Source organism: Amycolatopsis sp. NPDC049252, assembly GCF_043197175.1.
Lineage (GTDB): Bacteria > Actinomycetota > Actinomycetes > Mycobacteriales > Pseudonocardiaceae > Amycolatopsis.
Genome location: NZ_JBICSQ010000015.1, coordinates 15,004 through 39,797, shown reverse-complemented (window position 1 = coordinate 39,797; position 24,794 = coordinate 15,004). Strand labels below are relative to the sequence as shown.

At 70.5% G+C, this 24,794-nt stretch carries 20 protein-coding genes; 9 read left to right on the top strand and 11 right to left on the bottom strand.

Annotation, left to right across the window (positions count from 1 at the left end; all coding sequences use genetic code 11):
* Positions 1-8 precede the first annotated feature (8 nt).
* The gene (locus ACGFMK_RS19265; RefSeq protein ID WP_392764644.1) at positions 9-2,702 is read right to left on the bottom strand and encodes an AAA family ATPase; all 2,694 of its coding nucleotides are present in this window, start codon (positions 2,700-2,702) and stop codon (positions 9-11) included.
* 97 nt (positions 2,703-2,799) lie between these two features.
* Between ACGFMK_RS19265 and ACGFMK_RS19260 the strand changes: the two genes are divergently transcribed.
* Both ACGFMK_RS19260 and ACGFMK_RS19255 read left to right on the top strand, forming a co-directional pair.
* Entirely contained in the window at positions 2,800-4,284 is a 1,485-nt protein-coding gene (locus tag ACGFMK_RS19260; RefSeq protein ID WP_392764641.1) for a tannase/feruloyl esterase family alpha/beta hydrolase, read from the top strand.
* 77 nt (positions 4,285-4,361) lie between these two features.
* Positions 4,362-5,435 carry an aldo/keto reductase gene (locus ACGFMK_RS19255; protein WP_392764638.1) on the top strand — a complete coding sequence of 358 codons (1,074 nt, stop codon included), beginning with the start codon at positions 4,362-4,364 and terminating at the stop codon, positions 5,433-5,435.
* Between the two features lie 195 nt (positions 5,436-5,630).
* On the opposite strand, the gene ACGFMK_RS19250 is transcribed toward ACGFMK_RS19255, so the two are convergent.
* The 3 genes from ACGFMK_RS19250 to ACGFMK_RS19240 are packed head-to-tail and all read right to left on the bottom strand — an operon-like array spanning position 5,631 to position 8,664.
* Positions 5,631-6,839, bottom strand: coding sequence for an amidohydrolase family protein (locus ACGFMK_RS19250; protein WP_392764636.1), 1,209 nt, complete (start codon positions 6,837-6,839; stop codon positions 5,631-5,633).
* A complete protein-coding gene (locus ACGFMK_RS19245) occupies positions 6,836-7,267 on the bottom strand; it encodes a GAF domain-containing protein (protein WP_392764634.1) in 432 nt (143 codons plus the stop codon). The genes ACGFMK_RS19250 and ACGFMK_RS19245 overlap by 4 nt, the downstream gene beginning before the upstream one ends.
* Positions 7,264-8,664, bottom strand: a complete 1,401-nt coding sequence (locus tag ACGFMK_RS19240) for an MFS transporter (RefSeq protein ID WP_392764632.1) — start codon at positions 8,662-8,664, stop codon at positions 7,264-7,266. The genes ACGFMK_RS19245 and ACGFMK_RS19240 overlap by 4 nt, the downstream gene beginning before the upstream one ends.
* A 127-nt stretch (positions 8,665-8,791) precedes the next feature.
* On the opposite strand from ACGFMK_RS19240, the gene ACGFMK_RS19235 reads away from it, so the two are divergent.
* The 3 genes from ACGFMK_RS19235 (at position 8,792) to ACGFMK_RS19225 (ending at position 12,082) form a co-directional block, all read left to right on the top strand.
* The gene (locus ACGFMK_RS19235) at positions 8,792-9,667 is read left to right on the top strand and encodes a MurR/RpiR family transcriptional regulator (protein ID WP_392764629.1); all 876 of its coding nucleotides are present in this window, start codon (positions 8,792-8,794) and stop codon (positions 9,665-9,667) included.
* A 1,221-nt stretch (positions 9,668-10,888) separates the two neighbouring features.
* The gene (locus ACGFMK_RS19230) at positions 10,889-11,137 is read left to right on the top strand and encodes a DUF397 domain-containing protein (protein ID WP_392764626.1); all 249 of its coding nucleotides are present in this window, start codon (positions 10,889-10,891) and stop codon (positions 11,135-11,137) included.
* Between the two features lie 84 nt (positions 11,138-11,221).
* Positions 11,222-12,082 carry a helix-turn-helix transcriptional regulator gene (locus ACGFMK_RS19225; RefSeq protein WP_392764623.1) on the top strand — a complete coding sequence of 287 codons (861 nt, stop codon included), beginning with the start codon at positions 11,222-11,224 and terminating at the stop codon, positions 12,080-12,082.
* A 24-nt stretch (positions 12,083-12,106) separates the two neighbouring features.
* Here ACGFMK_RS19225 and ACGFMK_RS19220 read toward each other — a convergent pair whose 3' ends face one another.
* From ACGFMK_RS19220 to ACGFMK_RS19200, 5 genes are read right to left on the bottom strand one after another with little or no spacing between them, the layout of a single operon-like run.
* Positions 12,107-13,840: a beta-galactosidase family protein gene (locus ACGFMK_RS19220; RefSeq protein WP_392764620.1), complete on the bottom strand. Its 1,734-nt coding sequence runs from the start codon at positions 13,838-13,840 to the stop codon at positions 12,107-12,109.
* Positions 13,833-15,293 (bottom strand): alpha-N-arabinofuranosidase, encoded by a 1,461-nt coding sequence (locus ACGFMK_RS19215; RefSeq protein ID WP_392764617.1) that lies wholly within the window; start codon positions 15,291-15,293, stop codon positions 13,833-13,835. The genes ACGFMK_RS19220 and ACGFMK_RS19215 overlap by 8 nt, the downstream gene beginning before the upstream one ends.
* Positions 15,290-16,627, bottom strand: a complete 1,338-nt coding sequence (locus tag ACGFMK_RS19210; protein WP_392764614.1) for an ABC transporter substrate-binding protein — start codon at positions 16,625-16,627, stop codon at positions 15,290-15,292. The genes ACGFMK_RS19215 and ACGFMK_RS19210 overlap by 4 nt, the downstream gene beginning before the upstream one ends.
* Before the next feature lie 50 nt (positions 16,628-16,677).
* On the bottom strand, positions 16,678-17,541 hold the full coding sequence (locus tag ACGFMK_RS19205; protein ID WP_392764611.1) for a carbohydrate ABC transporter permease: 864 nt from the start codon (positions 17,539-17,541) through the stop codon (positions 16,678-16,680).
* Entirely contained in the window at positions 17,541-18,365 is an 825-nt protein-coding gene (locus tag ACGFMK_RS19200; RefSeq protein WP_392764948.1) for a carbohydrate ABC transporter permease, read from the bottom strand. The genes ACGFMK_RS19205 and ACGFMK_RS19200 overlap by 1 nt, the downstream gene beginning before the upstream one ends.
* Before the next feature lie 206 nt (positions 18,366-18,571).
* On the opposite strand from ACGFMK_RS19200, the gene ACGFMK_RS19195 reads away from it, so the two are divergent.
* Positions 18,572-19,558 (top strand): LacI family DNA-binding transcriptional regulator, encoded by a 987-nt coding sequence (locus ACGFMK_RS19195; protein WP_392764945.1) that lies wholly within the window; start codon positions 18,572-18,574, stop codon positions 19,556-19,558.
* Positions 19,559-19,684: 126 nt separating this feature from the next.
* On the top strand, positions 19,685-19,894 hold the full coding sequence (locus tag ACGFMK_RS19190) for a hypothetical protein (protein WP_392764608.1): 210 nt from the start codon (positions 19,685-19,687) through the stop codon (positions 19,892-19,894).
* Here ACGFMK_RS19190 and ACGFMK_RS19185 read toward each other — a convergent pair.
* The gene (locus ACGFMK_RS19185) at positions 19,891-20,514 is read right to left on the bottom strand and encodes a DsbA family oxidoreductase (RefSeq protein WP_392764942.1); all 624 of its coding nucleotides are present in this window, start codon (positions 20,512-20,514) and stop codon (positions 19,891-19,893) included. The two genes, ACGFMK_RS19190 and ACGFMK_RS19185, sit on opposite strands and share 4 nt — an antisense overlap.
* Before the next feature lie 590 nt (positions 20,515-21,104).
* Here ACGFMK_RS19185 and ACGFMK_RS19180 point away from each other — a divergent pair.
* The gene (locus ACGFMK_RS19180; protein ID WP_392764939.1) at positions 21,105-22,115 is read left to right on the top strand and encodes an ABC transporter substrate-binding protein; all 1,011 of its coding nucleotides are present in this window, start codon (positions 21,105-21,107) and stop codon (positions 22,113-22,115) included.
* A 105-nt stretch (positions 22,116-22,220) separates the two neighbouring features.
* Here ACGFMK_RS19180 and mdlC read toward each other — a convergent pair whose 3' ends face one another.
* On the bottom strand, positions 22,221-23,807 hold the full coding sequence (gene mdlC / locus ACGFMK_RS19175) for a benzoylformate decarboxylase (RefSeq protein ID WP_392764606.1): 1,587 nt from the start codon (positions 23,805-23,807) through the stop codon (positions 22,221-22,223).
* Positions 23,808-23,962: 155 nt separating this feature from the next.
* Here mdlC and ACGFMK_RS19170 point away from each other — a divergent pair, with 155 nt between their 5' ends.
* Entirely contained in the window at positions 23,963-24,550 is a 588-nt protein-coding gene (locus ACGFMK_RS19170) for a QsdR family transcriptional regulator (protein ID WP_323333726.1), read from the top strand.
* Positions 24,551-24,794: the final 244 nt, after the last annotated feature.

The following is a 24,794-nucleotide window of genomic DNA, read 5'->3' as shown; positions in this document are numbered from 1 at the left end:
GGCGTAAGTCAGTCGCCGAGGGCCTGCAACGTCGCCGCGAGGTCGGCGCGGGAGCTGACGCCGAGCTTGGGGAAGATCCGGTGCAGGTGGGTGCCGACGGTCCGGTGCGAGAGGTAGAGCCGCTGCCCGATCTCGCGGTTGGTCAGCCCGTCGGCGGCCAGCTGCGCGATGCTCAGCTCGTGCGGGGTCAGCTTCTCCCGCGCGTCCGGGCCCCGGTTCGGGCTCGACTCCCCCGCGCTGCGCAGCTCACCGCGGGCCCGCTCGGCCCAGGACGTCAGGCCGAGCGCGTCGAACGTCTCGCGCGCGGTGCGCAGGTGCGCCCGCGACTCGACGACCCGGCGCTGCCGCCGGAGCCACTCGCCGAAGGCCAGGTGCACGCGCCCGCGTTCGGCGGGCCAGCCGGCCAGGTCCGCGGCCAGCGCGGCCGCGAACCGCTCGTCGCTCGGATCCAGCACGGCCCGCGCGTACCGCAGCCCGATGTGCAACGCCGGCGACGGCGTCACCGCGGCGAGCGGCTCCAGCTCGGCCAGGATTGCGCGCATCGCCTCGGTCTGCCCGGTCCGCACCGCGGCCTCGGTCAGCTCCGCGACGCAGTACGCGCGCAGGGCCAGCTGGTAGGCCGGGTCGGCGGGGTCGAGCAGCCGGCGCAGGTCGGCGAACGCGTCCTCGAACCGGCCCTCGCTCAGCGCCAGCAGCCCGCGTGTCAGCTGGACGGTCGCCAGCACCGGGCGGGCACCGGCCGCGAGCCCGGCGCGTTCGGCCTCGTCGGCCAGCGCCTTCGCCTGCTTGTGCTCCCCGCGCAGGGCGGCGATCTCGGCCTGCACGGCCAGCGCCAGCCCGCCCATGAACGGCTGGCCCGTCTCCTGCGCGAGCCGGACGGCCTCCGCGGCGGCGGGCACCGCCCCGGCCAGGTCGCCGAGCCGGGCCCGGCTCCACGCCAGGACGGCCAGCGCCCGGGGCAGCACCCCGAGCCGGCCCTGGGCACGCAGGCCCGGCGCCGCGGCCGCGGCGAACCGCGCGGCCAGGTCGAACGCGCCCACCTGCAGCGACGCGCTCCCGAGGTAGCGGTCGACCTCGGGGTCGGCCCCCGCCGCACCGGCGAGCTCCCGCAGCCGCTCGAGAACGACCTCGCCGCGGTCAAACGGCGCGACGTAGGCGGCGACGGCGACCAGGCGCGGGTCGTCGTCCGGAACGGGCAGCCGGTCGGCGACGTCCAGCAGCCGCTGCCGGGCCGAAGCACCGGGCTCGGCCCAGAAACACCGCATCGCGGCACCCCAGAGGACCCGCATCGCCGCGTCGTCCTGCCCTTCGGCGGCGACGGACTCGGCGAGCCCGGCCAGCTCCCCGATCCGCGCGGGGTCCTCGCGGACGCCGTCCTCGAACCCGCTGAGCAGCCGGTTCGCGGTCGCCCGCCGGCGCGGGCAGAGGTCCCCGGCCGTGCGCACCAGGCGTTCGGCCGTCTCGCGGCGACCGGACTCGACCGCCAGCTCGGCGGCCCGCAGCAGCCGGTCCGCCCGCGCGCCCGGGTCTTCGCTGAGCCGCGCCGCCTGCTCCAGCGCCGCGATCGCGGCCGCCGCCCCGCCCCGGTGCCGGGCCCGGCCGGCGGCCGCCTCCAGGTCCGCGGCCACGGTTTCGTCGGGACCGGCGGTGGCCCTGGCCTGGTGCCAGGCCCGCCGGTCGGGCTGCTCGCGCAGGGTTTCGGCCAGCGCGAGCTGCGCCCGCCGCCGCTCGGCGAGCGTCGCGGCGGCCGGGATGGCCGAGCGCATCAGCGGGTGCCGGAACGTCAGGCAGCCGGCGCCCAGCTCGACCAGCCGACCGTCCACAGCGGACGCCAGGATCTCGGGTTCGACGGGCGTACCGAGGATCGACGCCGTCGCGGCCAGGGTCTCGGCGATCGAGCCGGTCTCGTTCAGGGCCGCGACCAGCAGGGCGGTGCGGGTGGGCGCGGGCAGCGTCGCGACGCGGGCGCCGAACGTGCGTTCCAGCCGTTCGGTCAGGGGCAGCACCGAGCCGAACGCGCCGAGGTCCACCCTCGGCAGCTCGGTCAGCGCCAGCGGGTGGCCCGCGGCCGCGGCGAGCAGCCGGGACCGGAGCGCCGGGTCGAGGCGGGGCGCGACCGAGTCCAGCAGCTCCGCGGCGACGTCGTCGGCGAGCCGGCCGAGCGGCATCGGCGAGAGCCCGGCGTCCAGCAGCGGTGACGCGGCGCCGTCCCGGATCGTGGCGACCAGGACGAGCGGCTCGGTTTCGATCCGCCGGGCCACGAAGGCCAGGACATCGGCGCTCGCGCGATCCAGCCAGTGCACGTCGTCGGCGACGACCAGCACCGGCTTCGCGGCGGCTTCGTCGGCCAGCAGGGTCAGCGCGGCGAGGCCGACCAGGTAGGCGCTGGGTTCCGGCCCGTCCTCGAGGCCGAGCGCGGTCCGCAGCGCGGCCCGCTGCGGCGCGGGGAGGTCGCCCACCCCCGCCCGGACGGGGTGGAGCAGCTGGTGCAGCCCGGCGTAGGCGAGGTCCTGCTCGGCCTCGGCGCCGGTGGTCCGCAGCACGCGCAGCCCGGCGACGGACGCGGCGGCGGCCGCCTCGGCGGCGAGCGCGGACTTGCCGATCCCGGCTTCCCCGCGGATGAGGATCCCACTGCGGTCTTCGGGACCGTCGACGAGCTCGCCCAGGTCCTTCCGCTCGGTTTCCCGCCCGTGCAGCGTCATGTGTCCTCCCGCTCGGGACGATACCGGGGACGACGTACACCGATGACGTCGTCCGACGGGCGCGGAGGCCACCGCCGTCGCCCTAACTTCGGTGCCCATGCACCAGAAGAGATCCGTACTGCTGTTCGCCGCGCTGCTGGTGACCACCGTCACCCAGTTCGCGCCGAGTGCCGCGGCGGCCTCGACGCCCTGCGCCGCCGTCCCCGTTTCCGCGCCCGCCGGCGCGAAGATCGAGTCGGTCCGGGCCGAGCCCCAGCCCGGCTACTGCGCCGTCACCGTGACGCTGACCCACCCGGGCGCCGGCGACCACGTCAACGTCCTGGTCGCCCTGCCGCAGCAGGGGTGGACCGGGCGGCTCCAGGCCCTGGGCGGCAGCGCGTACGCCGCCGGCGAGTTCGGCGCGCCGCTGGTCCAGGCGGTCAAGGAAGGCTACAGCGCCGTGACGACCGACGCCGGCGTGCTGACCGGGCTCGACACGTCGTGGGCGCTGACCGCACCCGGCCAGGTCAACCGGCCGCTCCTGACGAACTTCGCCACCCGCTCGGTGCACGAGGCCGCCGTGCTCGGCAAGGACGTCACCCAGCGGTTCTACCACCGGCCGGTGACGTACTCGTACTGGACCGGCTGCTCGACCGGCGGCCGCCAGGGCTACTCCGAGGCCCAGAATTACCCGGCCGACTTCGACGGCGTTCTGGCGAACGCACCCGCGGTCCACTGGACCCAGTTCGCGGTGGCGACGCTCTGGCCGCAGGTCGTGATGAACAACGAGCACGACCGGCTGGGCACGTGCGTCCTCACCGCGTTCCGCGAGGCCGCGATCAAGGCGTGCGACGCGCGGGACGGCGTCACGAACGGCGTCGTCGACCGGCCGGACGAATGCGGTTACGACCCCCGAAGCCTGATCGGCACGAAGGTCGTCTGCGACGGCCAGGAAGTCACCGTCACGGCCAAGGACGCCGAGGTCATGCGCAAGATCTGGGCCGGGCCGACCGACGAGCGCGGCCGGAAGCTGTGGGACGGTCTCCCGAAGGGCGCGGACTTCACCTGGCTGGCGGGGGCGGCGCCCGGCTTCCAGGTGGCCGTCCAGTGGGTGCGGTCGTTCGTCGAGAAGCAGGCGGACTTCGACACCTCGACGCTGACGTACGCCCAGTACACCGCCCTGTTCCGCCAGTCGGTGCGGGAGTACGACGACGTCATCGGCACGGCCGACCCGGACCTCTCCGCGTTCCGGCGCGCGGGCGGAAAGCTGATCACCTACGTCGGCTCGGACGACCAGCTGATCCCACCCGGCGGTGTGCTGCGCTACCACGCCGAGGTCGAACGCGAGATGGGCGACGTCGACGGCTTCTACCGGCTGTTCGTCGCCCCGGGGGTGGAGCACTGCGGCGGCGGCCAGGGCGCGGCGCCGGTGAACCCGCTGGGCGCGCTGGTCGACTGGGTCGAGCACGGCAAGGCGCCGGCCACGCTGGCGGCCGCGACCACGGACGGGAAGCAGAGCCGCGACCTGTGCGGGTACCCGCGCGTCTCGCGGTACGACGGCCACGGCGACCCGGCGGTGGCGTCCAGCTACCGCTGCCGCTGAGTGGACTTGCCGGTCCAAAAAAGTACCGGCACCCTGAAGAAGTCCACAAGATTTCCCTTGTACAGGAGCAGTTCCCCATGGCACTCGACCAGTACTACCTCCTCGGCCGCTCCGGGCTGCGCGTCAGCAGGCTCGCCCTGGGCACGATGAACTTCGGCACCGGCGGCTTCCACGCCGCCTACGGGAAGACCGAGGACGAGGTCCGCCCGATCTTCCGCCGCTACCTCGACGGGGGCGGCAACTTCATCGACACCGCGGACTTCTACACCGCCGGCGAGAGCGAGACCATCCTCGGCAAGCTCGTCACCGAGGCGAACGTCCGCGACAAGGTGGTGCTCACCACCAAGTTCACCAACAGCGTCGCCGACGGCGACCCGAACGCGGGCGGCAACGGGCGCAAGCACATGGTCCGCGCGCTGGAGGCGTCGCTGCGGCGGCTGGGCACCGACTACGTCGACCTTTTCCTGCTGCACACCTGGGACCGGCTCACCCCGGTCGAAGAGGTGATGCGGACGTTCGACGACCTCGTCCGCGCGGGCAAGATCCGTTACGCCGGGCTGTCGGACGTGCCCGCCTGGTACGCCTCGCGGGCGCAGACGTTCGCCGAGGCCAACGCGCTCACGCCGGTGATCAACCTCCAGCTGCCGTATTCGCTGGTGCAGCGGGAGATCGAGACCGAGCACGTCCCGATGGGACAGACCCTCGGCCTCGGCGTCACGGCGTGGAGCCCGCTGGCCGGCGGATTCCTCACCGGCAAGTACCGCACCGGGACCGAGGGCCGGTACGCCGACCCGGACGCGCAGACCTGGACCGAGCGGGACTGGGCGCTGCTCAAGCCGCTGGAGGAGGTCGCGGGCAAGCTGGGCGTGACGATGGCCCAGGTCGCGCTCAACTGGGTCGCCACCCAGCCGGGCATCGCGTCCGCGATCGTCGGCGCCAGCAGCGCCGCGCAGCTCAGCTCGAGCATGGCGGCCCTCGACTTCGAGATCCCGGCCGAGCTGCGCACGCTGCTCGACGAGGCGAGCGCCGTCCCACCGGCGTCGGTCTACCGGATGTTCACGCCGGAGTACCAGAACTGGATCGTCACCCCGGGCCTGAAGATCGGCGACAAGCCGGAGGGCTACGCGCCGGGCGCGCGGAACTGGGTCTAGGACACCGCCTCAAGGGTTCGCGCCGCGGCCGGATCCTCCGTGCTCGCCGCGGCGAACCCGTCCTGAAGATCGGCGACAAGCCGGAGGGCTACGCGCCGGGCGTGCGGAACTGGGTGTGACAACCGGACCTCAGCGTTCGACGATGGAGGATTCCGGCCGCTCAGCGTCCCAAATCCTCCATCGTCACCTCGCGGCTCAGCCGGACACCACTTCCCCGCCCTGCACCACATGACGGAACCGCCCGGTCAGCACTCCGGCGTCGGCGAGCGGATCGCCGTCCACCACGAGAAGATCCGCGTGCGCGCCGACGGCGAGGGTGCCGATCTCGCCGGTGAGGTTCAGCAGGTCCGCGGCGGTCGACGTCGCCGAGCGGAGTACCTCCAGCGGTGACTGGACCTCGGCGCGCAGGCGGAACTCGTGATTCTGGTGGCGGTGCATGCCGCCGAGCAGGTCCGTGCCGTAGACCAGTTTCACGCCGCCGCGGGCCGCGCGCTCCAGGGCGGCCAGTCCGGCGCCGAGGACGTCGTCCACCTTGCGCCAGCTGGATTCCGGCAGGCCGTGCTCGCGGCCTTCCTCCTTCAGCGCCCAGTACGTCACCAACGTCGGCACCAGGTACGCGTCCCGTTCGACGAACAGCTCGACACTGCGGTCGTCGAGGAGGTTGCCGTGCTCGATCGACCGGATCCCCAGTTCCAGGGCCCGGTTCACGGCGCGGGCGGTGTAGGCGTGCGCGGCGACGTACCGGTTGGCCGCCTCGGCCTCCTCGACGATCGCGCGCAGTTCTTCGGCGGAGTACTGCGTCGAGTCGATGCGGTCGGTCGGGGAGGCGACCCCGCCGGAGGCCATCACCTTGATGTGGTGGGCGCCCTTGCGCAGCTCGTCGCGGGCGGCGGCGCGGACCGCGTCGACGCCGTCGGCGACCCGGCCGAGGCCCGCGCAGCACTGGTGGTCGTCCCGGACGTGGGTGCCGCGGGTCCGGCTGTCGCCGTGCCCGCCGGTCTGGCTCAGCGCCTTTCCGCAGAACAGCAGCCGCGGCCCGCGGAACAGGCCTTCGGCCTGCGCGTCGGCGAGGCCGAAGTCGGCGCCCGAGGCGTCGCGGACGGTGGTGAAGCCGCGGTCGAGCATCCCGCTCATGGTGCGGGCGGCCTGAGCGGCCACATAGGACGGTGACGCCGACGACAGCGAGCCGAGGTCGGCGGTCGACGCGGTGACGTGCACGTGCGCGTCGATCAGCCCGGGCAGCACGACGGCACCGCGCAGGTCCTCGGTGCGCACGTCGGCCGCGGTGAGTCCCGGGCCGGTTTCGACGATCCGCCCGTCGGCGCACCGCAGGTCACCTTCGGTGTACTCCCCCGTCAGCGGGTCGAGCAGGCGGGCGTTGCGCAGCAACAGCGATCCGGTCACCGGTTCTCCTCCAGGTCACGCAGCGCGGGCACGGCCAGCGGCGCGAGCGATGCGGCCGTCACCACCGAATCCTCGTCGTAGCGGCCTTCCGCGTCGAGGATGTTGAGCACGCCGAGCGTCCGGCCGTCCGCGACGACGGGCACGTTGATCACCGCACCGCAGCCGAGCGCGTCGATCAGCGCGTGGTCGGCGAAGATCTCGCGCACGGCCGCGCGGTCCGGCCCGAGGTAGGGCTCCTGCTCGGTGACGCACCGCGCGAGCCAGCCCGCGGCGACCTCGACGGTCTTCTCCCCGCCGACCGGGTACTCCGCGGGATGGCTGCTGTGCACCCGCCGCAGCGCCCGGCGCTCCGGCACCCACGCGAGCACGGTGAACAGCCGCACGCCGATCGCGTCGCGCACCCGTTCCTCCACAGTGGACAGATTCACTTCGTCATCTCCTTGGCGGTGGCCGCGGGCGCACCGCGTTCGGTCAGTTCTTCGAGCGAGCGGCCGGCGGTGGACAGGCCGAACACGACCACGCACACCACCCCGGCGGCCAGGACGATCGTCGTCAGGCCGAAGACGCCGGCGAACCCGAGGCTCGCCGAGGACAGGCCGATGATCGTCGGCGCCAGGATGCTGCCGACCCGGCCGAACGCGCTCGACAGGCCGGTGCCGCTGGCCCGGATCCAGGTCGGGAACACCTCGGGTGTGTAGGAGTACACCCCGGCGTAGGTGCCGTTGAGGAAGAACGACAGCACCGCGCCGGCCAGCGTGATCGACCACGGCGCGGACATCTGGCTCAGCCAGAACGCGCTCACCGCCGAGCCCGCCAGGTACAGCGCGATGGTGTGCTTGCGGTCGAGCCGCTCCGACAGCCAGGCCGCCGAGAAGTACCCGGGCACCTGGGCCAGGTAAATGATGATCGAGAACTCGAAGCTCTTGGTCACCGTGATCCCGCGCTCGACGAGCAGCGTCGGGATCCAGGAGAAGAACCCGTAGTAGGAGAACGTGATCACGAACCAGACGGCCCAGATCACCGCCGTCCGGCGCGCCATCGCGGGGCTCCACAGGAACTTCAGCGCGCTGAGCAGGTTGACCTTCGGCGCCTCGGTCACGGGCTGGGCAGTTGCCGAACTGGTGGCCGGGACCGGTGGGAGCGCGGTGCCGGTCGCCTTCTCGACGTCGCGTTCCAGCTTGGCGACGACCGTCTCGGCTTCGGCGTCCCGGCCCTGCGCGAGCAGGAAGCGCGGCGATTCGGGCAGCGACCGGCGCCACCACAGGAGCATGACGATCGGCAACGCGGTGACCAGCTGCGCGACGCGCCAGCCCTCGTCGAACGACGGCACGACGAACCGCCCGATCAGCGCGGCCGCGACGAAGCCGAACGAGAAGAACCCGGCGAGCGCGCCGACGAACCAGCCGCGCCGCTTCGCGGGGACGAACTCCGACAGGAACGGCGCGATGATCGCGCTTTCGGCGCCCGCGCCGGCGCCGGCCAGCACCCGGGCGCCGAGGAAGACCTCGTAGCTGGGCGAGAACGACGCGATGACCGAGAACAGGGCGTAGAAGGCCAGCGCGTACATCATGACCTTCTTGCGGCCGATGCGGTCGCCGAGCAGGCCGGCCGCGATCGCGCCGAAGAGGAAGCCGAACGGCGTGGCCGAGCCGATCAGCCCGAGCTGACCGTTGTCCAGTCCCCACGCGGTCTTGGCGCTGGGCAGGAGGAACGCGACGACCGCGGAGTCCATGCCGTCGAAGGTGTACCCGAGCCCGCCGATGAGCAGCAGTTTGTAGTGCGGGCGGCTCAGCGGGAGCCGGTCCAGTCGTGCCAGCAGCGTCATGGGGAGCACCTTCCGTGATCCGGGCTGCGCGAGTGCGGACAACGTATACTGCACTTCAGCAAATCTGCAACGTTCTTTGCATGTGCGCACCCTGCGTTACGGTGGCTCGGTCAAGGGAGGGGCTCAGGTGGCGGAGACCGACGACGGTTTCGAGGGATGGCTCCGGGACCGGCTGCCGGAACGGGGCCTGCGGCCGAAGTCCGCAGCGGTGCTCGACGTGCTGGTGACCCAGCCCCGGCGGGCGTCGTTCGGCTCGACGGCCGAGCTGGCCCAGCTGGCCGGGGTCAACATCGCGACGGTGACGCGCACCGCCCAGGCGCTGGGCTTCGCCGGCTGGCCGGCGCTGCAGCAGGAGCTGCGGGCGCGGTACCTGTCGTCGCTGAGCGCGCCGCAGGTCGCCGAGGAACACCGCGGCGTCGACTCGCCGGGCTCGGCGTCCTTGAGCCGCGACCTCGACAGCCTCGCCCTGCTCAACCGCCGGATCGACGAGGAGCTGATCCGCGAGGCCGCCCGGGCGATCGCGGCGGCCCGCCGGACCGTGGTGATCGCCGACGGCAGTTACGCGGCGGTCGGCATCGCCTTCGCGCACAACGCGCGTCTCGCGGGTTACGACGTCCACGCGGTGACGGCGGGCGACGCGGAACTGGCCAACACGACGGCCAAGCTGACCGGCGACGACGTGCTCGTGGCGATCAGCTTCTGGCGCCTGTACGAGAGCACGGTCCTGGCGGCGGAGGAGGCGAAAAACCGGGGCGCGCGGGTCTTCGCGATCACGGACGCGGCCAGCCCGTCACTGGCCGGCGCGGCGGAGAGCGTGCTGCTGGTGCCGGCCGAGGGCGTCACGTTCTTCCCGTCGCTGACCGCGGGCATGGCCCTGGTCCAGGCGATCGTCGCCCAGCTGGCCGCGGTGGACCCGGCCCGCACGGGCAGGTCCATCGAGGCGGCGGAGGCGATGTGGTCCCGTTTCGACCTCCTGCACCGGCGTCCCGCCGGAAAAGCCTGACGGCTCGCGCAGGCGATGGTTCGATCAGGTGATTTTTCGGCCCAAGTAATGACACGCAGAGTAGCGACAGCATCGCAGTGTGCTCCCTCAGCTCAGCGAGCAGGCAGGTTGCCGGATCACAGCGGGTCACGAGGCGGTCCGCCGTGTCGTCATCGGCCACCTGGCGATTCGATGGAAACCACCCCGCCAGGTCACCCCGCGAACCGCACTTGCAGACGACTAAGCGCCTACACCCGCAACTACACAGGTAAGTGCATCGCCAGCCTCAAAGCGGAAATGATCACGGTCGCGCGTTTCACCAGCGAAGAGCCACATGATCCAGGAAGTGGCCCGTGGGACTGGGGCGCCCACCGAGACGGCCCGATGCACCGCGCGATCACGCCGCCGGTCTCCGGCCAGTTCGCAGTGAGCCATCTGGCGAACGGCCAGATCTCCCACCTGCGACCAGCAAGTGGCCAGCAAGCAAATCGACCTTGCACCAATGCCAGTAACCACACCGCAAGCCAGCAATTCGCTGACACCTGAGCCGCCGTATCGCACAAAGCGGCATCATGAATCGCCAGCAGCCATTCGCGATACACCAGAGTTAGCTGCTGGACGAGATCCCTCGCCGTACGCTCGACCCAGACGATCTGAGAGCCCATCTTTCCGGCAACAACTCCGGCCCACCCTTGACGCGGGCCCGGTGCAGGGTGAAATTTCCCATGCCGGAGACAGGAGTCGGCAAGATGTGCAACCAGAGAATCAGGAACAAATATCAAAAACTCAAGGAACTGGTCGCCACACTATGCGAAAGGACGGCATCATTACTGGAATTTAGCGCACTACTGGCAACCCTACTCCAGGGAGGCACCTGCCCAATGGCGAATATGGCGAAGACACTCGCACTTGGCCTTCGATTCGCCGCCCAGGTCCTACGCTAGTCGCCGGCACTCACAAAATCGGGCTGGGCGGAGACTTCTGCGCTCACGCCGCCCAGCCCGATACCAACCGTGATGAACACCGAGCCGACACGACCCCGTAGACAGGTGCTACCCACCGTCACACGCAAGCAACACGCCACCCACCCATGTGGCACGCCAATGACTCACATTTGCCTGGCGGGCAGCGGCCAAGTGGACCAACGCGTAGACTCCGCCGCGCAACCATCCCGGACCGCGTACCCCACACCAACTCGATCGGCGCAGTCATACCGGCGGCGAACGCCTGCCAGAAAGCGAGGTGGCCGTGCCTCAGGGCAATGAGACCCCGACCGATGTCGACCGCGACCGTCTCGCATGGGTCAAGAGCTCGGCAAGCTCCAGCGGCAACTCCGACAATTGCGTCGAGGTCGCGACCACGGATTCATTCGTGGCGGTGCGCGATTCGAAGGACCCTGGACCGATGATCATCGTTTCGGGTCGGGCATGGCTTGCGTTCCTCGGATCTTCTTCCGACCCGGGCGCGCTGAACACGACCAGCGCCGGCTGAGAACTGAACCTCACCCCTTCGCGGTGCTATCATTCTGCCAGCTGGCAGATAGCCACCAGCCTGACGAAACGGGGGGTGCGAGCCATGACCCGAGCACGTTCGCCGCTTGTCAGCCAGCGCCGCGTACTGGCGGCTATCCGCGAAGCACGAGAATCTCTTTCCCTGACCCAACGAGAAGTCGCCGAAGCTCTGGACTGGTCCGTATCGAAGATAATTCGAATAGAAAACGGCTCAGTCGGCCTTTCGATAACAGACCTCAAAGCATTGCTTCTCCACTACGGCATCACCGACAGGGACCGAGTCGAGAACTACGTCAGGCTGGTGAAAGAGGGGCGACAGCCAGCCTGGTGGGACGAATACCGACGCGTGTTCACTCCGGATTTCGTCAAATTCCTCGGACTTGAATCGGCGGCAGTCACGGTCCGGCTGTACCAATTACACCTTGTCCCAGGTTTGCTGCAGACCGCCGCGTACACACGCGCGCTGATCATGGGTAGCGTCGGAGACGCGGAACTGGCCGATCGGCAGATCAAAGTCCGTCGCATCAGGCAGGCCAGGCTCGACGAGCCTGAACTCGAGCACAACTTCATCCTGGACGAATCCGTCTTGCACCGACGTGTGACAGACCTGCACAACTGGCGTGAACAGCTCCAGCAGATAACACAAAGGTCCCGGCAGCCGAATGTGACGGTCCGCATCCTTCCCTACAGCGCGGGCTGGGTAGAGGGAATGCAGAGTTCCTTCACGATATTGAAGTTGTCCGAGCAGGTGAACGATCTCCATCTGACGATCGAACGCCCCGATGGTGACCAGCATTTCGATGATGCGGCAGGAGCGGACAGGGCCGTCGAATTCGGCAAGATCTTCACGCGCCTTGAGACTGCCGCCCTACCGGCTTCCGAAACTCCTGGGATCATCGATGAAAGTCTGCGAAGTCGCCACTAACGAACCAGCTCGCCACCCGCCCGGTCACGCCTCGGTGTGCCCCAGCAGCGGCCGCGGGACGAACCTGGCCGCCGGGTCCAGGAGCGTGTCCAGCTCGAGCACCGCGAGTTCGTTGGCCCCCGCCCGGACGACCGGGCGCGGCACGTACAGCGTGCGCTGCGGCCCGCGCCGCCAGTAGCGGCCCAGCGGGAAACCGTTGAACCACACCATTCCCTTGCCCCATTCGCCGGTGTCGAGGAACAGGTCGGCCGGAGCCGGGACGTCCACCGAGGCCCGCAGCAGCACCGGTCCGGACACCGGTCCCGCGACCGGTGAAGCACCCGCGGCGGGCAGCGTGGCCAGGTCGATCGGCAGCACCTCCCAGCCGAGCAACGGCGAGCCGTCCACCGTCGCGCCGCCGATGATGCCCTTCGCCTCGCCGATCCGCGGGCCGTAGTCGACGCGGCCCTCGTCCTCGACCAGCACCAGCAGCTCACCGCGGCCGCCGGGCAGCGGGAGGGCGCGCTCGTGGTGCTCCCGCAGCAGCGTGCCGACGCGGACGCCGTCCAGGAACACCGTCGCGCGGTCGCGGACCTCGCCGAACACCAGCACACCCGGCCCGTCGACCCAGGTCCGCAGCAACGCCAGCCGCGGCATCGGGGACAGCTCGTCGAACACCGGCAGCTCGTCGAAGGACCGCCACGTGCCCCAGCGCTCCGGCGCTTCGAGCACCGGCACCGGGCCGCCCAGCACCGCCGACGGCGTCGGGGCGGGCCGCGCCGGGGGCGGGACCGTGCCGGGCACCTCGTGGTAGCGGGCGATCACCTCCCGGAACGCGTGGTACTTCGGCGTCGGGTCGCCGCCTTCGTCCAGCGGCGCGTCGTAGTCGTAGGACGTGACGATCGGCTGGTAGACGCCCTTGTCGTTGGCGCCGCTGGTGAGCCCGAAGTTGGTGCCGCCGTGGAACATGTACAGGTTGACCGACGCGCCCGCGGCGAGCAGCGTGTCGAGTTCCGCCGCGGCGTCGGCGGCGGACGTCGTGTGGTGGTGGGCGCCCCAGTTGTCGAACCAGCCGTTCCAGAACTCGCTGCACATCAGCGGCCCGGTCGGCTGGTGCGCGCGCAGAAGCGCCAGCCGCGCCGAGGCGCCGGAGCCGAACGACGCCGTCCGGTGCAGCCCGTCCAGACCGCCGGCTTCGAGCATGTCCGGCTGGTCCACGGTGGTCAGTGGCACGGTGACCCCGGCTTCACGCGTGTACTCGGCCAGCGCCTTCAGGTACCGCTTGTCGCTGCCGAACGCGCCGTACTCGTTCTCGACCTGGACCAGCAGCACCGGCCCGCCCCGGTCGACCTGGTGCGGCACGACGACTTCGAACACCCTCGTCAGGTACTCGCGCACGGCGGCGAGGTACCGCGGCTCGAACCGGCGGACGCCCACCTCGGGATCCCGGAACAGCCACGCCGGCAGGCCGCCGTTGTCCCACTCCGCGCAGATGTACGGGCCGGGCCGCACGATCGCGTACATCCCGGCGTCGGCGATCAGCCGCAGGAACCGGTCCAGGTCGAGCCCGCCGGACACGTCGAAGGTGCCGGGTTCGGGCGCGTGCGCGTTCCACGGCACGTACGTCTCGATGGTGTTGAGCCCCATCCGCCGGGCCTTGTCGATCCGGTCGGCCCACAGGTCCGGGTGCACCCGGAAGTAGTGCAGCGCGCCGGACAGGATCCGGAACGGGCGGCCGTCGAGCAGGAAGTCGGTGTCCCCGATGGCGAACTCAGGCATCCGGGGCCGCCAGCCGGAGCACGGACCAGGACCGCGGGGGCAGCGTCACGGTGATGGTGGTTCCTTTCGCGTCGGACGTCGCGGCGGCACCGGGCAAGGGCACCGGCCCCGCCGCGGAAAGGGTTTCGGCGGCGGCCACCTCGCACCGCGCGCCGCGGAGCCGGATCTTGACGTCGGTGCTCGTCTTCGTGGCGCGATTCGTCAAGAACACCGCGCCGGCGGACCCGTCGAGGGTCGCGGCGACGTCGACGAGGTCGACCTCACCGTGCCGATCGGTCCGCACCCGGTCGCCCTCGACGCCGAGCCGGAGACTGGCCCCCCGGGCCAGCGACGCGACGAGCCGGAACGGGTGGAACGTCGGCTGCCGCCACGCCGCGCCGCCGGGCTCGGTGCGGATCGGCGCGATGACGTTCACCAGCTGCGCCTGGTTGGCCATGGTGACGCGGTCGACGTTGCGCAGCAGCGCACTCAGCAGCGAGCCGACGACCACCGCGTCCGTCTGGTCGTAGGTGTCCTCCAGCAGCCGCGGGTGCTCCGGCCAGCCACCGGCGACGAGCCGCGGCTGGTCGGTCTCGTTCCAGCGGCGCAGGTCCCAGACGTTCCACTCGTCGACGCTGATCCCGACCTCGAGCCCCAGCTCGTCGATGATGCCCGCGGCCGTCTTGATGTAGGCGTCCAGCGCCGACGCGCTCGCCAGGTAGCTGGCGGTGTCGCCGTCGTGCTCCTGGTAGTAGGCGTGCAGCGAGATGTGGTCGACGAGCCCGGCGGTGTGGCGCAGCACCGTGCGTTCCCACTCGCCGAACGTCGGCATCTCCGCGTGCGAGCTCCCGGCGACGACCAGCTCGACGGCCGGGTCGATCATCCGCAGCACCCGGGCGGTCTCCGCGGCCAGCCGGCCGTACTCGTCGGCCGTCTTGTGCCCGATCTGCCACGGCCCGTCCATCTCGTTGCCCAGGCACCACAGCCGGAAGCCGAACGGGCGGTCGGCGCCGTTCGCGCGCCGCCGCTCGCTCAGCTCCGTGCCGCCGGGGTGGTTGCAGTACTCGAGGACGTCGGCGGCCTCTTGGACGCCGCGGGTGCCGAGGTTGACCGCGTACATCACCTCGACGCCCGCGGCCTGCGCCCACGCGGCGAACTCGTGCAGCCCGAACCGGTTGGACTCCACGCTGTGCCAGGCCGGGTCGAGCCGGACCGGCCGGTCGGGCCCGACCCCGTCCTCCCAGCGGTACGCCGAGACGAAGTTGCCGCCGGGGTAGCGCACGACCGTCGGCCCGAGTTCCCGGACCAGCTCCAGCACGTCGCCGCGGAAGCCACGGCTGTCCGAAGTGGAGTGTCCCGGCTCGTGGATCCCGGTGTACACGGCCCGGCCCAGGTGCTCGACGAACGAGCCGAACAGGCGGCGCGGGACCGAGCCGACGGCCTCGTTCACGTCACCTTCGATCCGGACGCTCATCCCGCGGTGACCGTGAAGCCCTGCTGGTTGCCGTAGTCGACCAGCGCCTTCTGCCACGCGGCCAGCCCGGCGTCGAGACTGGTGCCGTTCAGGTAGGCCTGGCCGACGGTGTCGGTGAAGACGCTGTTGGCGTAGGTCTGGTACGGCAGGTATGTCCAGCCCTTCGCGACGTCCTTCGACGCCTGCGTCAGCACCTGGTTGACCTTCTGCCCGCCGAAGTACGGCACGGCCTCGTCGACGAACGCGGGCGAGCTCAGGTCGGCCGTGGTGGCCGGGAAGCCGCCGCTCTCGATGAACGGCTTGACGCCGTTGCCGTGGTTGAGCCAGCGCACGAACGCCGCGGCCAGCGCCGGGTTCTTGCTCTGCTTGAGCACGGACTGCGTGCTGCCGCCGTTCTCCGCGGTGACGGGCTGCCCGTCGTAGGTCGGCATCGGCGCCACGGCCCACTTCCCGGCGCCGCCGGGCACCGAGGACTTGAAGTTGCCGGGCATCCAGGCGCCGGTGACCAGCGTGGCGATGGTGCCGTCGCCCAGTGCGCGGAACCAGTCGTCGGACCACTCCTTGACCGGGGCGAGCAGCTTGCCCTCGACCAGCTGGTTCCACAGCGTGGTCCACTTCTTCGAGCCCGCGTCCGCCAGGTTGATCTGCACGTTCCGGCCGTCCGCGGTGAACGGGTGCCCGCCCGCCTGCCAGATCATGCTCAGCGCGAAGCCGGGGTCACCGGTGTCGGACGTGATGTACTTCGACGGGTCGGCCGCGTGCAGCTTCTTGGCCGCGGCGACGTACTCGTCCCACGTCTTCGGCACGGCGATGGCGTTCTTGTCGAAGACCTCCTTGTTGTAGAACAACGCCATCGGACCGGAGTCCTGCGGCAGCCCGTAGAGCCCGTTGCCGTTCTTCACCTGGGCCCACGTCGACGCGCTGTAGTCCTTCTCGAACGACTGGAAGCCGAACTGGCCGAGGTCGGCGAGCGAGTCGGTCAGCGCGAACTGCGGCAGCGCGTAGTACTCGATCTGCGCGACGTCCGGGGCGCCGGAGCCGGCCTTGATCGCGTTCTGCAGCTTGGTGTACTCGTCCTTGTTCGTCCCCGCGTTGACGTAGTTGACGTGTACGTTCGGGAACTCCTTCTGGAACGCGGCGACCTGGTCCTTCGCCGACGGCGTCCAGCTCCAGTAGGTGATCTCACCGCCGGCCTTGAGCGCGGCGTCGACGGAGTCCTGGGTACCGGTCGCGGCGGCGGGCCCGGAGGAGCTTCCGGACGAGCAGCCCACGGCCAGCAGGGCGGCCAGCGCGACGGCGCCGAACGCCTTGGCGCGACTACGGATGCGTGACATCGGGTGTCCCTTCACGACGGTGTGACGGCTGTGCTTATGACTTGACACGCTCATTGTTTGACACTGCCCGCGCTGAGACCGGACTGCCAGAAGCGTTGCAGGAGAAGGAAAGCGACGACGAGCGGGATGATGGTGAGCAGCGAGCCGGTGAGCACCAGGTTGAACACCGGCCGCGCGCCGGCGCCGGAGGCCTGGGCGCTCCACTGGTTCAGCCCGACGGTCAGCGGGTACCACTTCGGTTCGCTGAGCATGATCAGGGGCAGGAAGTAGTTGTTCCAGGTGGACACCATCGTGAACAGCGCGACGGTGACGATGCCGGGGACGAGCTGCCGCAGCGTCACGGTGAAGAAGATCCGCAGCTCGCCCGCGCCGTCGATCCGCGCCGCCTCCAGCAGCTCGTCGGGGATGGCGTCGGTGGCGTACACCCAGATCAGGTAGAGGCCGAACGGGCTGATCAGCGACGGGATGATGATGGCCAGCGGCGTGTTCGTCAGGCCGAGCTTGCTGAACATCAGGAACGTCGGCACCGCGAGCGCCGTTCCGGGGACGGCCACCGCGCCGAGGACGACGGCGAACACCGCCTTGCGGCCGGGGAAGCGGTACTTGGCCATCCCGTAGCCCGCCGCGGTGGCGAGGATCGTCGCGCCGCCGGCGCCGACCCCGACGTAGAGCAGCGTGTTCCCCAGCCAGCGCAGGAAGATCCCGTTGTCGTAGGTGAACGTCTCGCCGATGTTGTCGAACAGCGCGAACGAGCCGCCGAACGCCAGGCCCGACGACGTGAACAGCGCGGCCTGCGTCTTGGTCGCGTTGATCACCAGCCACAGCAGCGGGACCAGCGTGTAGAGCAGGTACAGCGCCATGACGGCGGTGAGCACGCGGGACCGGCGTGGCCGGGTCACCGAAACGGCCGTCATCACATCCCCTTCCGGGAGCCGCGCAGCTGCACGACGTAGGCGATGACGGCGGTGATCGCGCCCATCACGATCGCGACCGTGGCGGAGTAGTTGTACTGCTGCCCGCCGAAGGAGAGGTTGTAGGCGTACATGTTCGGTGTGTAGAACGTGCCGATCACGTTGGGGGCCAGCGTGCGCATGATGTTCGGCTCGTTGAACAGCTGGAAGCTGCCGATGATCGAGAAGATCGTGGCGATCACGATCGCGCCCCGCAGCGCCGGGAGCTTGATGCTCGTGATCGTGCGGAACGCGCCCGCGCCGTCGATCGCCGCGGCCTCGAACAGCTCCTTCGGGATCACCTTCAGCGAGGAGTAGAAGATGAGCATGTTGTAGCCCACGAACTCCCAGGTGACGACGTTGCCGATCGAGGCGAGCATCCAGTGGTCCGACAACGGTTTCACGACGTCGCGGCCCAGCAGGTGGTTCAGGTCCGCCGCGAGCCCGAAGTGGTCGCCGTAGATGAAGCCCCACATCAGCGCGGCGACCACCGCAGGCACGGCGTAGGGCAGGAAGATCACGATCCGGAAGAACCCGGCCGCGTGCAGCCGCGCGCTGTCGATCGCCAGCGCCGCGACCAGCGCGAGCAGCAGCATCACCGGCACCTGGACGGCGAGGAACAGCAGCACCCGCAGGAAGGACTCCCAGAACTTCGCGTCGGCGAGCACGTCGGCGTAGTTGGCGCCGCCCACGAACGTCGTCCCGCCGAAGAAGGCCTGGTCGCGGAAGAGGCTGAGCCCGAACGCGTAGCCGATCGGCGCGAGGAACGTCAGCGCGAACACGACCATGAACGGGGCGACGAAGAGCCAGCCACGCCACTGCCGCCGCGGCCGGCGGATCGGCGAAGCCACTGTGGACGTCATCGTCCCTCCGGCGGTTCGTGCGAATGTTTACGTCAACATGGACGACCGGAGGGTAACGTGTTGACGTAAACATGTCCAGGACACCCGAGGAGACACCCGTGCCGGCAGCAGCCGCCCGCCGTGGACCGTCGATGGCGGACGTGGCCCGCGAGGCGGGCGTGTCGGGCCAGACGGTCTCGCGGGTGGCGAACGGCCGGACCAACGTCGACGACGCGACGCGCGAGCGGGTCCTGGCCGCGATGCGCCGGGTCGGCTACCGGCCCAACAGCGCCGCCCGCGCGCTGCGCAACGGGAAGTTCCGCAGCATCGGCGTGATCATCTCGGCGCTGCCGACGTTCGGGAACAGCCGCACGCTCGACGCCATCGCCGCGGCCGTCGTCGCCGAGGGGTTCTCGATCATCCTGATGCCGGTGACGCGGCCGACGCAGGGCGAGGTCACCGGGGCGTTCGGCAAGCTGAACGAGCAGTCCGTGGACGGCGTCGTCATCCTCATCGAGCAGCACCAGCTCGACCAGAGCGAGATCGAGCTGCCGCACGGCCTGCCGGTGGTGGTGATCGACTCCAGCGCGCGCTACGACTACCCGGTCGTCGACACCGACCAGGCCGACGGCGCGGCGCAGGCGACCCGGCACCTGCTCGACCTCGGGCACCACACGGTCTGGCACATCGCCGGCCCGCCGCAGTCCTACGCCGCCGAGCGGCGGCGGAAGTCGTGGCAGGCCACTTTGGAGGGTGCGGGCCGTCCGGTTCCCCCGGTGTCGACCGGCGACTGGACCCCCGAGGCCGGCTACCGCGCGGGACAGCGGCTCGCCGCGGACCCGGCCGTGACGGCGGTGTTCGCGGCGAACGACCAGATGGCGCTCGGCCTGCTGCGCGCGATGCACGAGGCCGGCCGGACCGTGCCGGGCGAGGTGAGTGTCGTGGGCTTCGACGACATGGACGAGTCCGCCCACTTCTGGCCCCCGCTCACGACGATCCGGCAGTCGTTCGAGGCGGTCGGCCGCCACGCGGTGGCGGCCCTGCTCGCGGAGATCGCGGCCGACGTCGAAGCGGGCGCGCCGGTGACCGTCCCGACCGAACTGGTCGTCCGCGCGAGCACGGCGCCACCCCCGGAATAGTCCGCCGGCGGCAGACGGCGGCATCTCGTTTCACCCCGCGCCCCAGGGGGAACTACTGGCCACCAGCCGGACGACGATTCCGTTGCCCGGTACCGCAAATGCCGTAGTGGTGTGGACCATTCAGTCGTGTCCCACCAAAGAAACGAGGACGTCATGCTCGCCATCGTCGCCGCAGTGCTCTTCGGGCTCGCCCTGATCATGGAGCTCGCCGGGTTCAGCCTCGGCCCGGTCATCACCACGAGCACCCTGACCACCGCCGGGCTGCTGTGCGTCGCCCTGCACCTGGCCGGTGTCGCCACCGACCGGTCGCGCTTCAGCCGGCGCCGCCGCCGCTAACCGGCAGCGGGCTCCATGGCGCGGCGCAGCACCTGGGTGAACACCTCGGGTGTCTGAGCGCCGGCCACCCCGAACCGGCTGTCGATCACGAAGAACGGCACCCCGGTCGCCCCGAGGGCCCGCGCCTGCTCACCGTCCGCCTCGACTTCGGCTTCGTAGGCGTCCGACGCGAGCACGGCGCGGGCCTCGTCGGCGTCCAGCCCGGCTTCGGCGGCCAGCTCGACGAGCGACTCGCGGTCGAACAGCGAGCGCCGTTCGGTGAAGTGCGCACGGTAGAAGCGATCGACGACCTCGTCGGCCACGCCGCGCTCGGCGGCGAGGTGGACCAGGCGGTGCCCGTCGACGGTGTTTCCCATGTGGACACCGTCGAGGTGGTACTCGAGCCCGTCGGCCGCGGCGCGCTGTTCCATCTGCGCTTCCATCTCGTCGGCCTCTTCGAGCGTCCGGCCGTACTTCTCCGAGAGGATCTCGCGGGTCGGCCGCGACGTCCCGCGCGGGAACGACGGGTCGAGCTGGAACGAGTGGTGCACCACCTCGACGTCCACGCCGAGCTCGGCCACGGCCTGCTCGAACCGGCGCTTGCCGAGGTAGCACCACGGGCAGACGAGATCGGACCAGATGTCGACGCGCACGACGTACTCCTTGATCGGGAACTGCCTCCACCGTAACCACGGCGCGCCACGCACCTCAACGTAACCGTGGGCGACCTGCGGGGGAGGTCCGCGCGTCCCGAGCCGACAGCAAGGTGAAATGGGCGCGACATTCCGGCGCCGTCTCCGCCCGTTCGCCCGGACCGTCCCGGAAAACAGCCGATGGCTACCCCGTGTACACAATGGACCACGATGGGTGAAACTTCACCCGTCGTCTCCCCTGCGCGTGAGTGTCCTGAATGGTCGGCGGCACCGGATTCCCGCTCGTCCAGCCCGGCTCCGACGAGTCCGATCACGGACAGCTTCGGTCATCTCATATTCACGATCTTGGTCCTACACTGGGTGAGCTGTTACAACCACTGGAGTAACCGGTCTAGCCCAGAGAGCAAAAAAGTGACACGTGTCACCCTCCTGAGTGTTGATCCCACCCGTTGTGAGTGGATGGTCACCGCCTCTACAGTGGCCCGCGTGGCTCCCCCGAGAATGAGTCACGTACTCCCACCTGATTCGGTCCCCGAATCGACACTTTCTTCAAGGAGCAGGCCTTGCTTGGAAACGCCATGAGCGGTGGCCGGGTTCGCACTCGCCGCGCCGCGCTCGGGCTCGCCCTCACCGTCGCGGCCGCCACAGCTCTCACCGGCTGCAGCGCCCTCGGCTCGGACAGCTCGAACGCCTCGTCGACCGGGGGCGGCGGCCTGGAGAAGACCAAAATCAAGGTCGCGATCCTGCCCACCGTCGACACGGTTCCGTTGTGGCTCGCCCAGGAGGGCGGCTACTTCAAGGCCGAAGGTCTCGACGTGGAGGCCGTCACGGCCGCGAGTGGCCAGGCGGCCATGACCAAGACGATCTCCGGCGAAGCCGACATCGCGATCTCGAGCTACATGCCCTTCTTCGTCGCGAAGAGCACGGGCGCGGCCGACCTGCAGTTCGTCTCGGACGCCACCTCGATCAGCTCGAAGTCCGTCGCGATCGTCACCGTGCCGAACTCGCCGGTGAAGACGATCAAGGACCTCGAGGGCAAGCGCCTCGCGATGACCGCCAAGAACACGGCGAGCGACCTGCTGGCCAAGTCCCAGATGAAGGACCACGGCGTCAACATCGACAAGGTGACCTGGGTCCCGATGCCGTTCCCGAACGTCGCGGCGGCCCTGGCGGGCGGTCAGGTCGACGCGGCCCTGCTGCCCGAGCCGTTCCTCTCGCAGGCGGCCAAGAGCGCGGGCGCGATCCCGGTGGTCGACGTCAACACCGGCGCCACCCAGGACTTCCCGCTTTCGGGCTATGCCTCGACCCGGAAGTGGGTGCAGGCCAACCCGAAGACCCTCGCCGCCTTCCAGCGCGCGATGGCGAAGGCCTCCAGCGACACGACCAACGACCGGTCCAAGATCGAGCCGATCCTGGTCAAGTACGCCAAGATCGACGAAGGCACCGCGAAGCTGCTCAACCTGCCCGCCTTCGTCTCCAAACTGGACCCCCGGCGCCTCCAGCGCGTGCCCGACCTGATGCTCCAGATGGGCGCGATCACGTCGCCGGTGGACGCCGCGTCGATGATCGCCCCGCAGGCGACCAACTGAGGTAACGCGCACCCGCTCCGCGAAATCGGCCGGCCTGGCCGGTTTCCTCCCCTCCAGGAGGAAACCGGCCAGGCCGGCCCTTTTGGTTTCAGTACCGTCCGTGCGTCAGTACAGCGACTTCTCCGCCGAGGTGACGCGGATGTGTACCAGCGTCGGGCGCTTGTCGTCCAGCGCCGCGGCGAGGCCGGCGGCCAGGCCCGACGGCTCCGTGATCGTCACGCTCTGGCAGCCCATGCTCGACGCCAGCGCGGCGAAGTCGATGCCGCCCAGCGAAGTGCCCGGGAGCTTCCCGCCGTCGATCGACTCGCCGAAGATGCGGACCGCCGCGTACTCGGTGTTGTCGAGGATCACGATCGTCACCGGCAGTTCCTGGCGCGCGGCCGTCCACAAAGCCTGGATGCCGTACATGCTGGAGCCGTCGCCGACCACGCCGACGACCTTGCGGTCCGGCCGGGCGAGTGCCGCGCCGACCGCGCCCGGCACGCCGTACCCGAGCGTGCCGCTGGCGACGGTGAGGAAGCCGGTGTCGGTCGAGGTGATCGGCAGGTGCTCGTGCAGGACGCCGCGGTGGCTGGGCGCCTCCTCGACGACGATCGCGTTGTCCGGCAACAGATCCGCGAGCGTCGAGTAGACGAACTCACCGGTCAGCTTCTCCCCGCCCGGCTTCGCGGGCCGGGTGCGCGGCGACGGCGCGAGCCGCTCACTGGGAGCGACCGCGTCCAGCACGGCACGGATGCCGAGCTTCAGCGTGGCGCGGATCCCGGTGCCTTCGGCGGCGCGCGCGAGGATCTGCTCGTCGTCGCTGAGGAGGAACAGCGGCGGCAGCGGAGCTTCACCCCGGCCGCGGTCGACGTGGTAGGTGAACGCGGGCGCGCCGAGCACGACGACGAGGTCGTACGGGGCCAGCTTGTCCGAGATCGAACCGCGCTCGGGTTCGAGGAAGCCCTGGAAGAGCGCGTGGTTCTCGGGGAACGAGCACCGGGAGGACATCGGCGCGACGAACACGCCGGCCTGGACCCGCTCGGCGAGCGCGACGGCCTCCTCGACGGCGGTGTCCTGGTCGACGGCGCTCCCGACGACGAACGCCGGCCGTTCGGCGGCGGCGAGCGCGGCAGCGAGCTCCTCGACGGCCCCGGGGTCCGGCGCGAAGCCGCGGATGCGCGGCCGGCTGATGCCCGGGCGCTCGGTGGTGGCGGTCCAGTCGTCGGCCGGAACGGACACGAAGACCGGACCGGACGGCGCCTGCGTCGCGATGTGATAGGCCCGGGCGATCGCGGCCGGGACGTCCTCGGCGGTGGCCGGCTCGATGGACCACTTCACGTACGGCTTGGGGAACTCGGCGGCGTCCACCGCGCCGAGGAACGGATCGTGCGGGAGCAGCGCCCGGTTCTGCTGCCCGGCGACGATGATGAGCGGGGTCCGGTTGCGGTAGGCGGTGAAGAGGCTGCCGAGGCCGTGCCCGACGCCGCCCGCGGAGTGCAGGTTGACGAGCACGGCTTGACGGGTGGCCTGGGAGTAGGCGTCGGCCATCGCCACGACCGCGGACTCCTGCAGCCCCAGGATGTAGTAGAAGTCGTCCGGCCAGTCGGCGAGGAAGGGCACCTCGGTGGTGCCGGGGTTGCCGAATACTGTGGTGAGACCGAGTTCCCGGAGGAGCTCGCGGGTGGCGTCCAGCACCGTGCGCTTGATCATGCCGACAGAATAACGCTTAGCTTCGCGAAGGAAAGCCCCCAAAGGGCGGCTGAAGCCCTTCGTCGCTCCCGGTCACGAGAGCGACCATCATCGTCCACAATGGACAGTCGACGCGGAGTGCGGCGACCGGCGGGCGAGGCGCTAGGCTGCGCCCGGTGACTGTCTCGACCGACGACATCGTCCGGCACGCGGCCCGGCTGCTGTTCGCCGGCACCCGCCTCGACCTGGGCCGGATGGCGGCCGAGCTGGGGATCTCGCGCACGACGTTCTTCCGCCGCGTCGGCAACCGCGACGAGCTGATGGGCGCCGGCCTGCGGCTGCTGTCCGACCGCACCTGGCAGCAGGCGCTGGACCGCTGGCACGCCGAGCACGGCGACGCGGTCCGCGACCCGGCCGGGCGGCTGCGCTGCCTGTGGGTGATGGAGGACTACCGCCGCGAGGTCGCCGGCAACGAGGGCATGCGCAAGCTGTTCGAGACCGAGTCGACGGTCGCCCTCCGCGTGCTGACCGACCCGCGCGGAGGCGTCCAGCCCGCCCTGGTCGACGCCCACGTCGACCTGTTCCGCGCCGACGCCGAAGCCGCCGGGCTGACGCCCCTGGTCCCGCTGCCGGACCTGGCGTTCGCCGTGGTCCGGCTCGGTGAGTCGTTCCTGTATTCGGATGTGCTGGCGGCACGGTCGGTGGAGCTGACCGTCGCGACCACGCTGCTGGACAAGCTGGTCCAAGGCGCACTGGAGCGCTGACGGCGGCACGCCACGGAGGCGCCGACACGCGTGATCGAAGGCTCGACACGGCGTGCGCGCTCACCGGGCGGGCCGGCACCGGTCCGCCAGTCGTGCACGAGCAATCGGACGGCCCTCACCCGTTCGGCCGTTGTGGAACATTTCGCCTAAGTGTTTCATGGGGCGACGGAAGCGGCTACCCCCGCCTCCTCGCACGCGGCATGCGTTCCCTTGCCGTGCCACGGTTCCATCGGTCTGCCCGTCC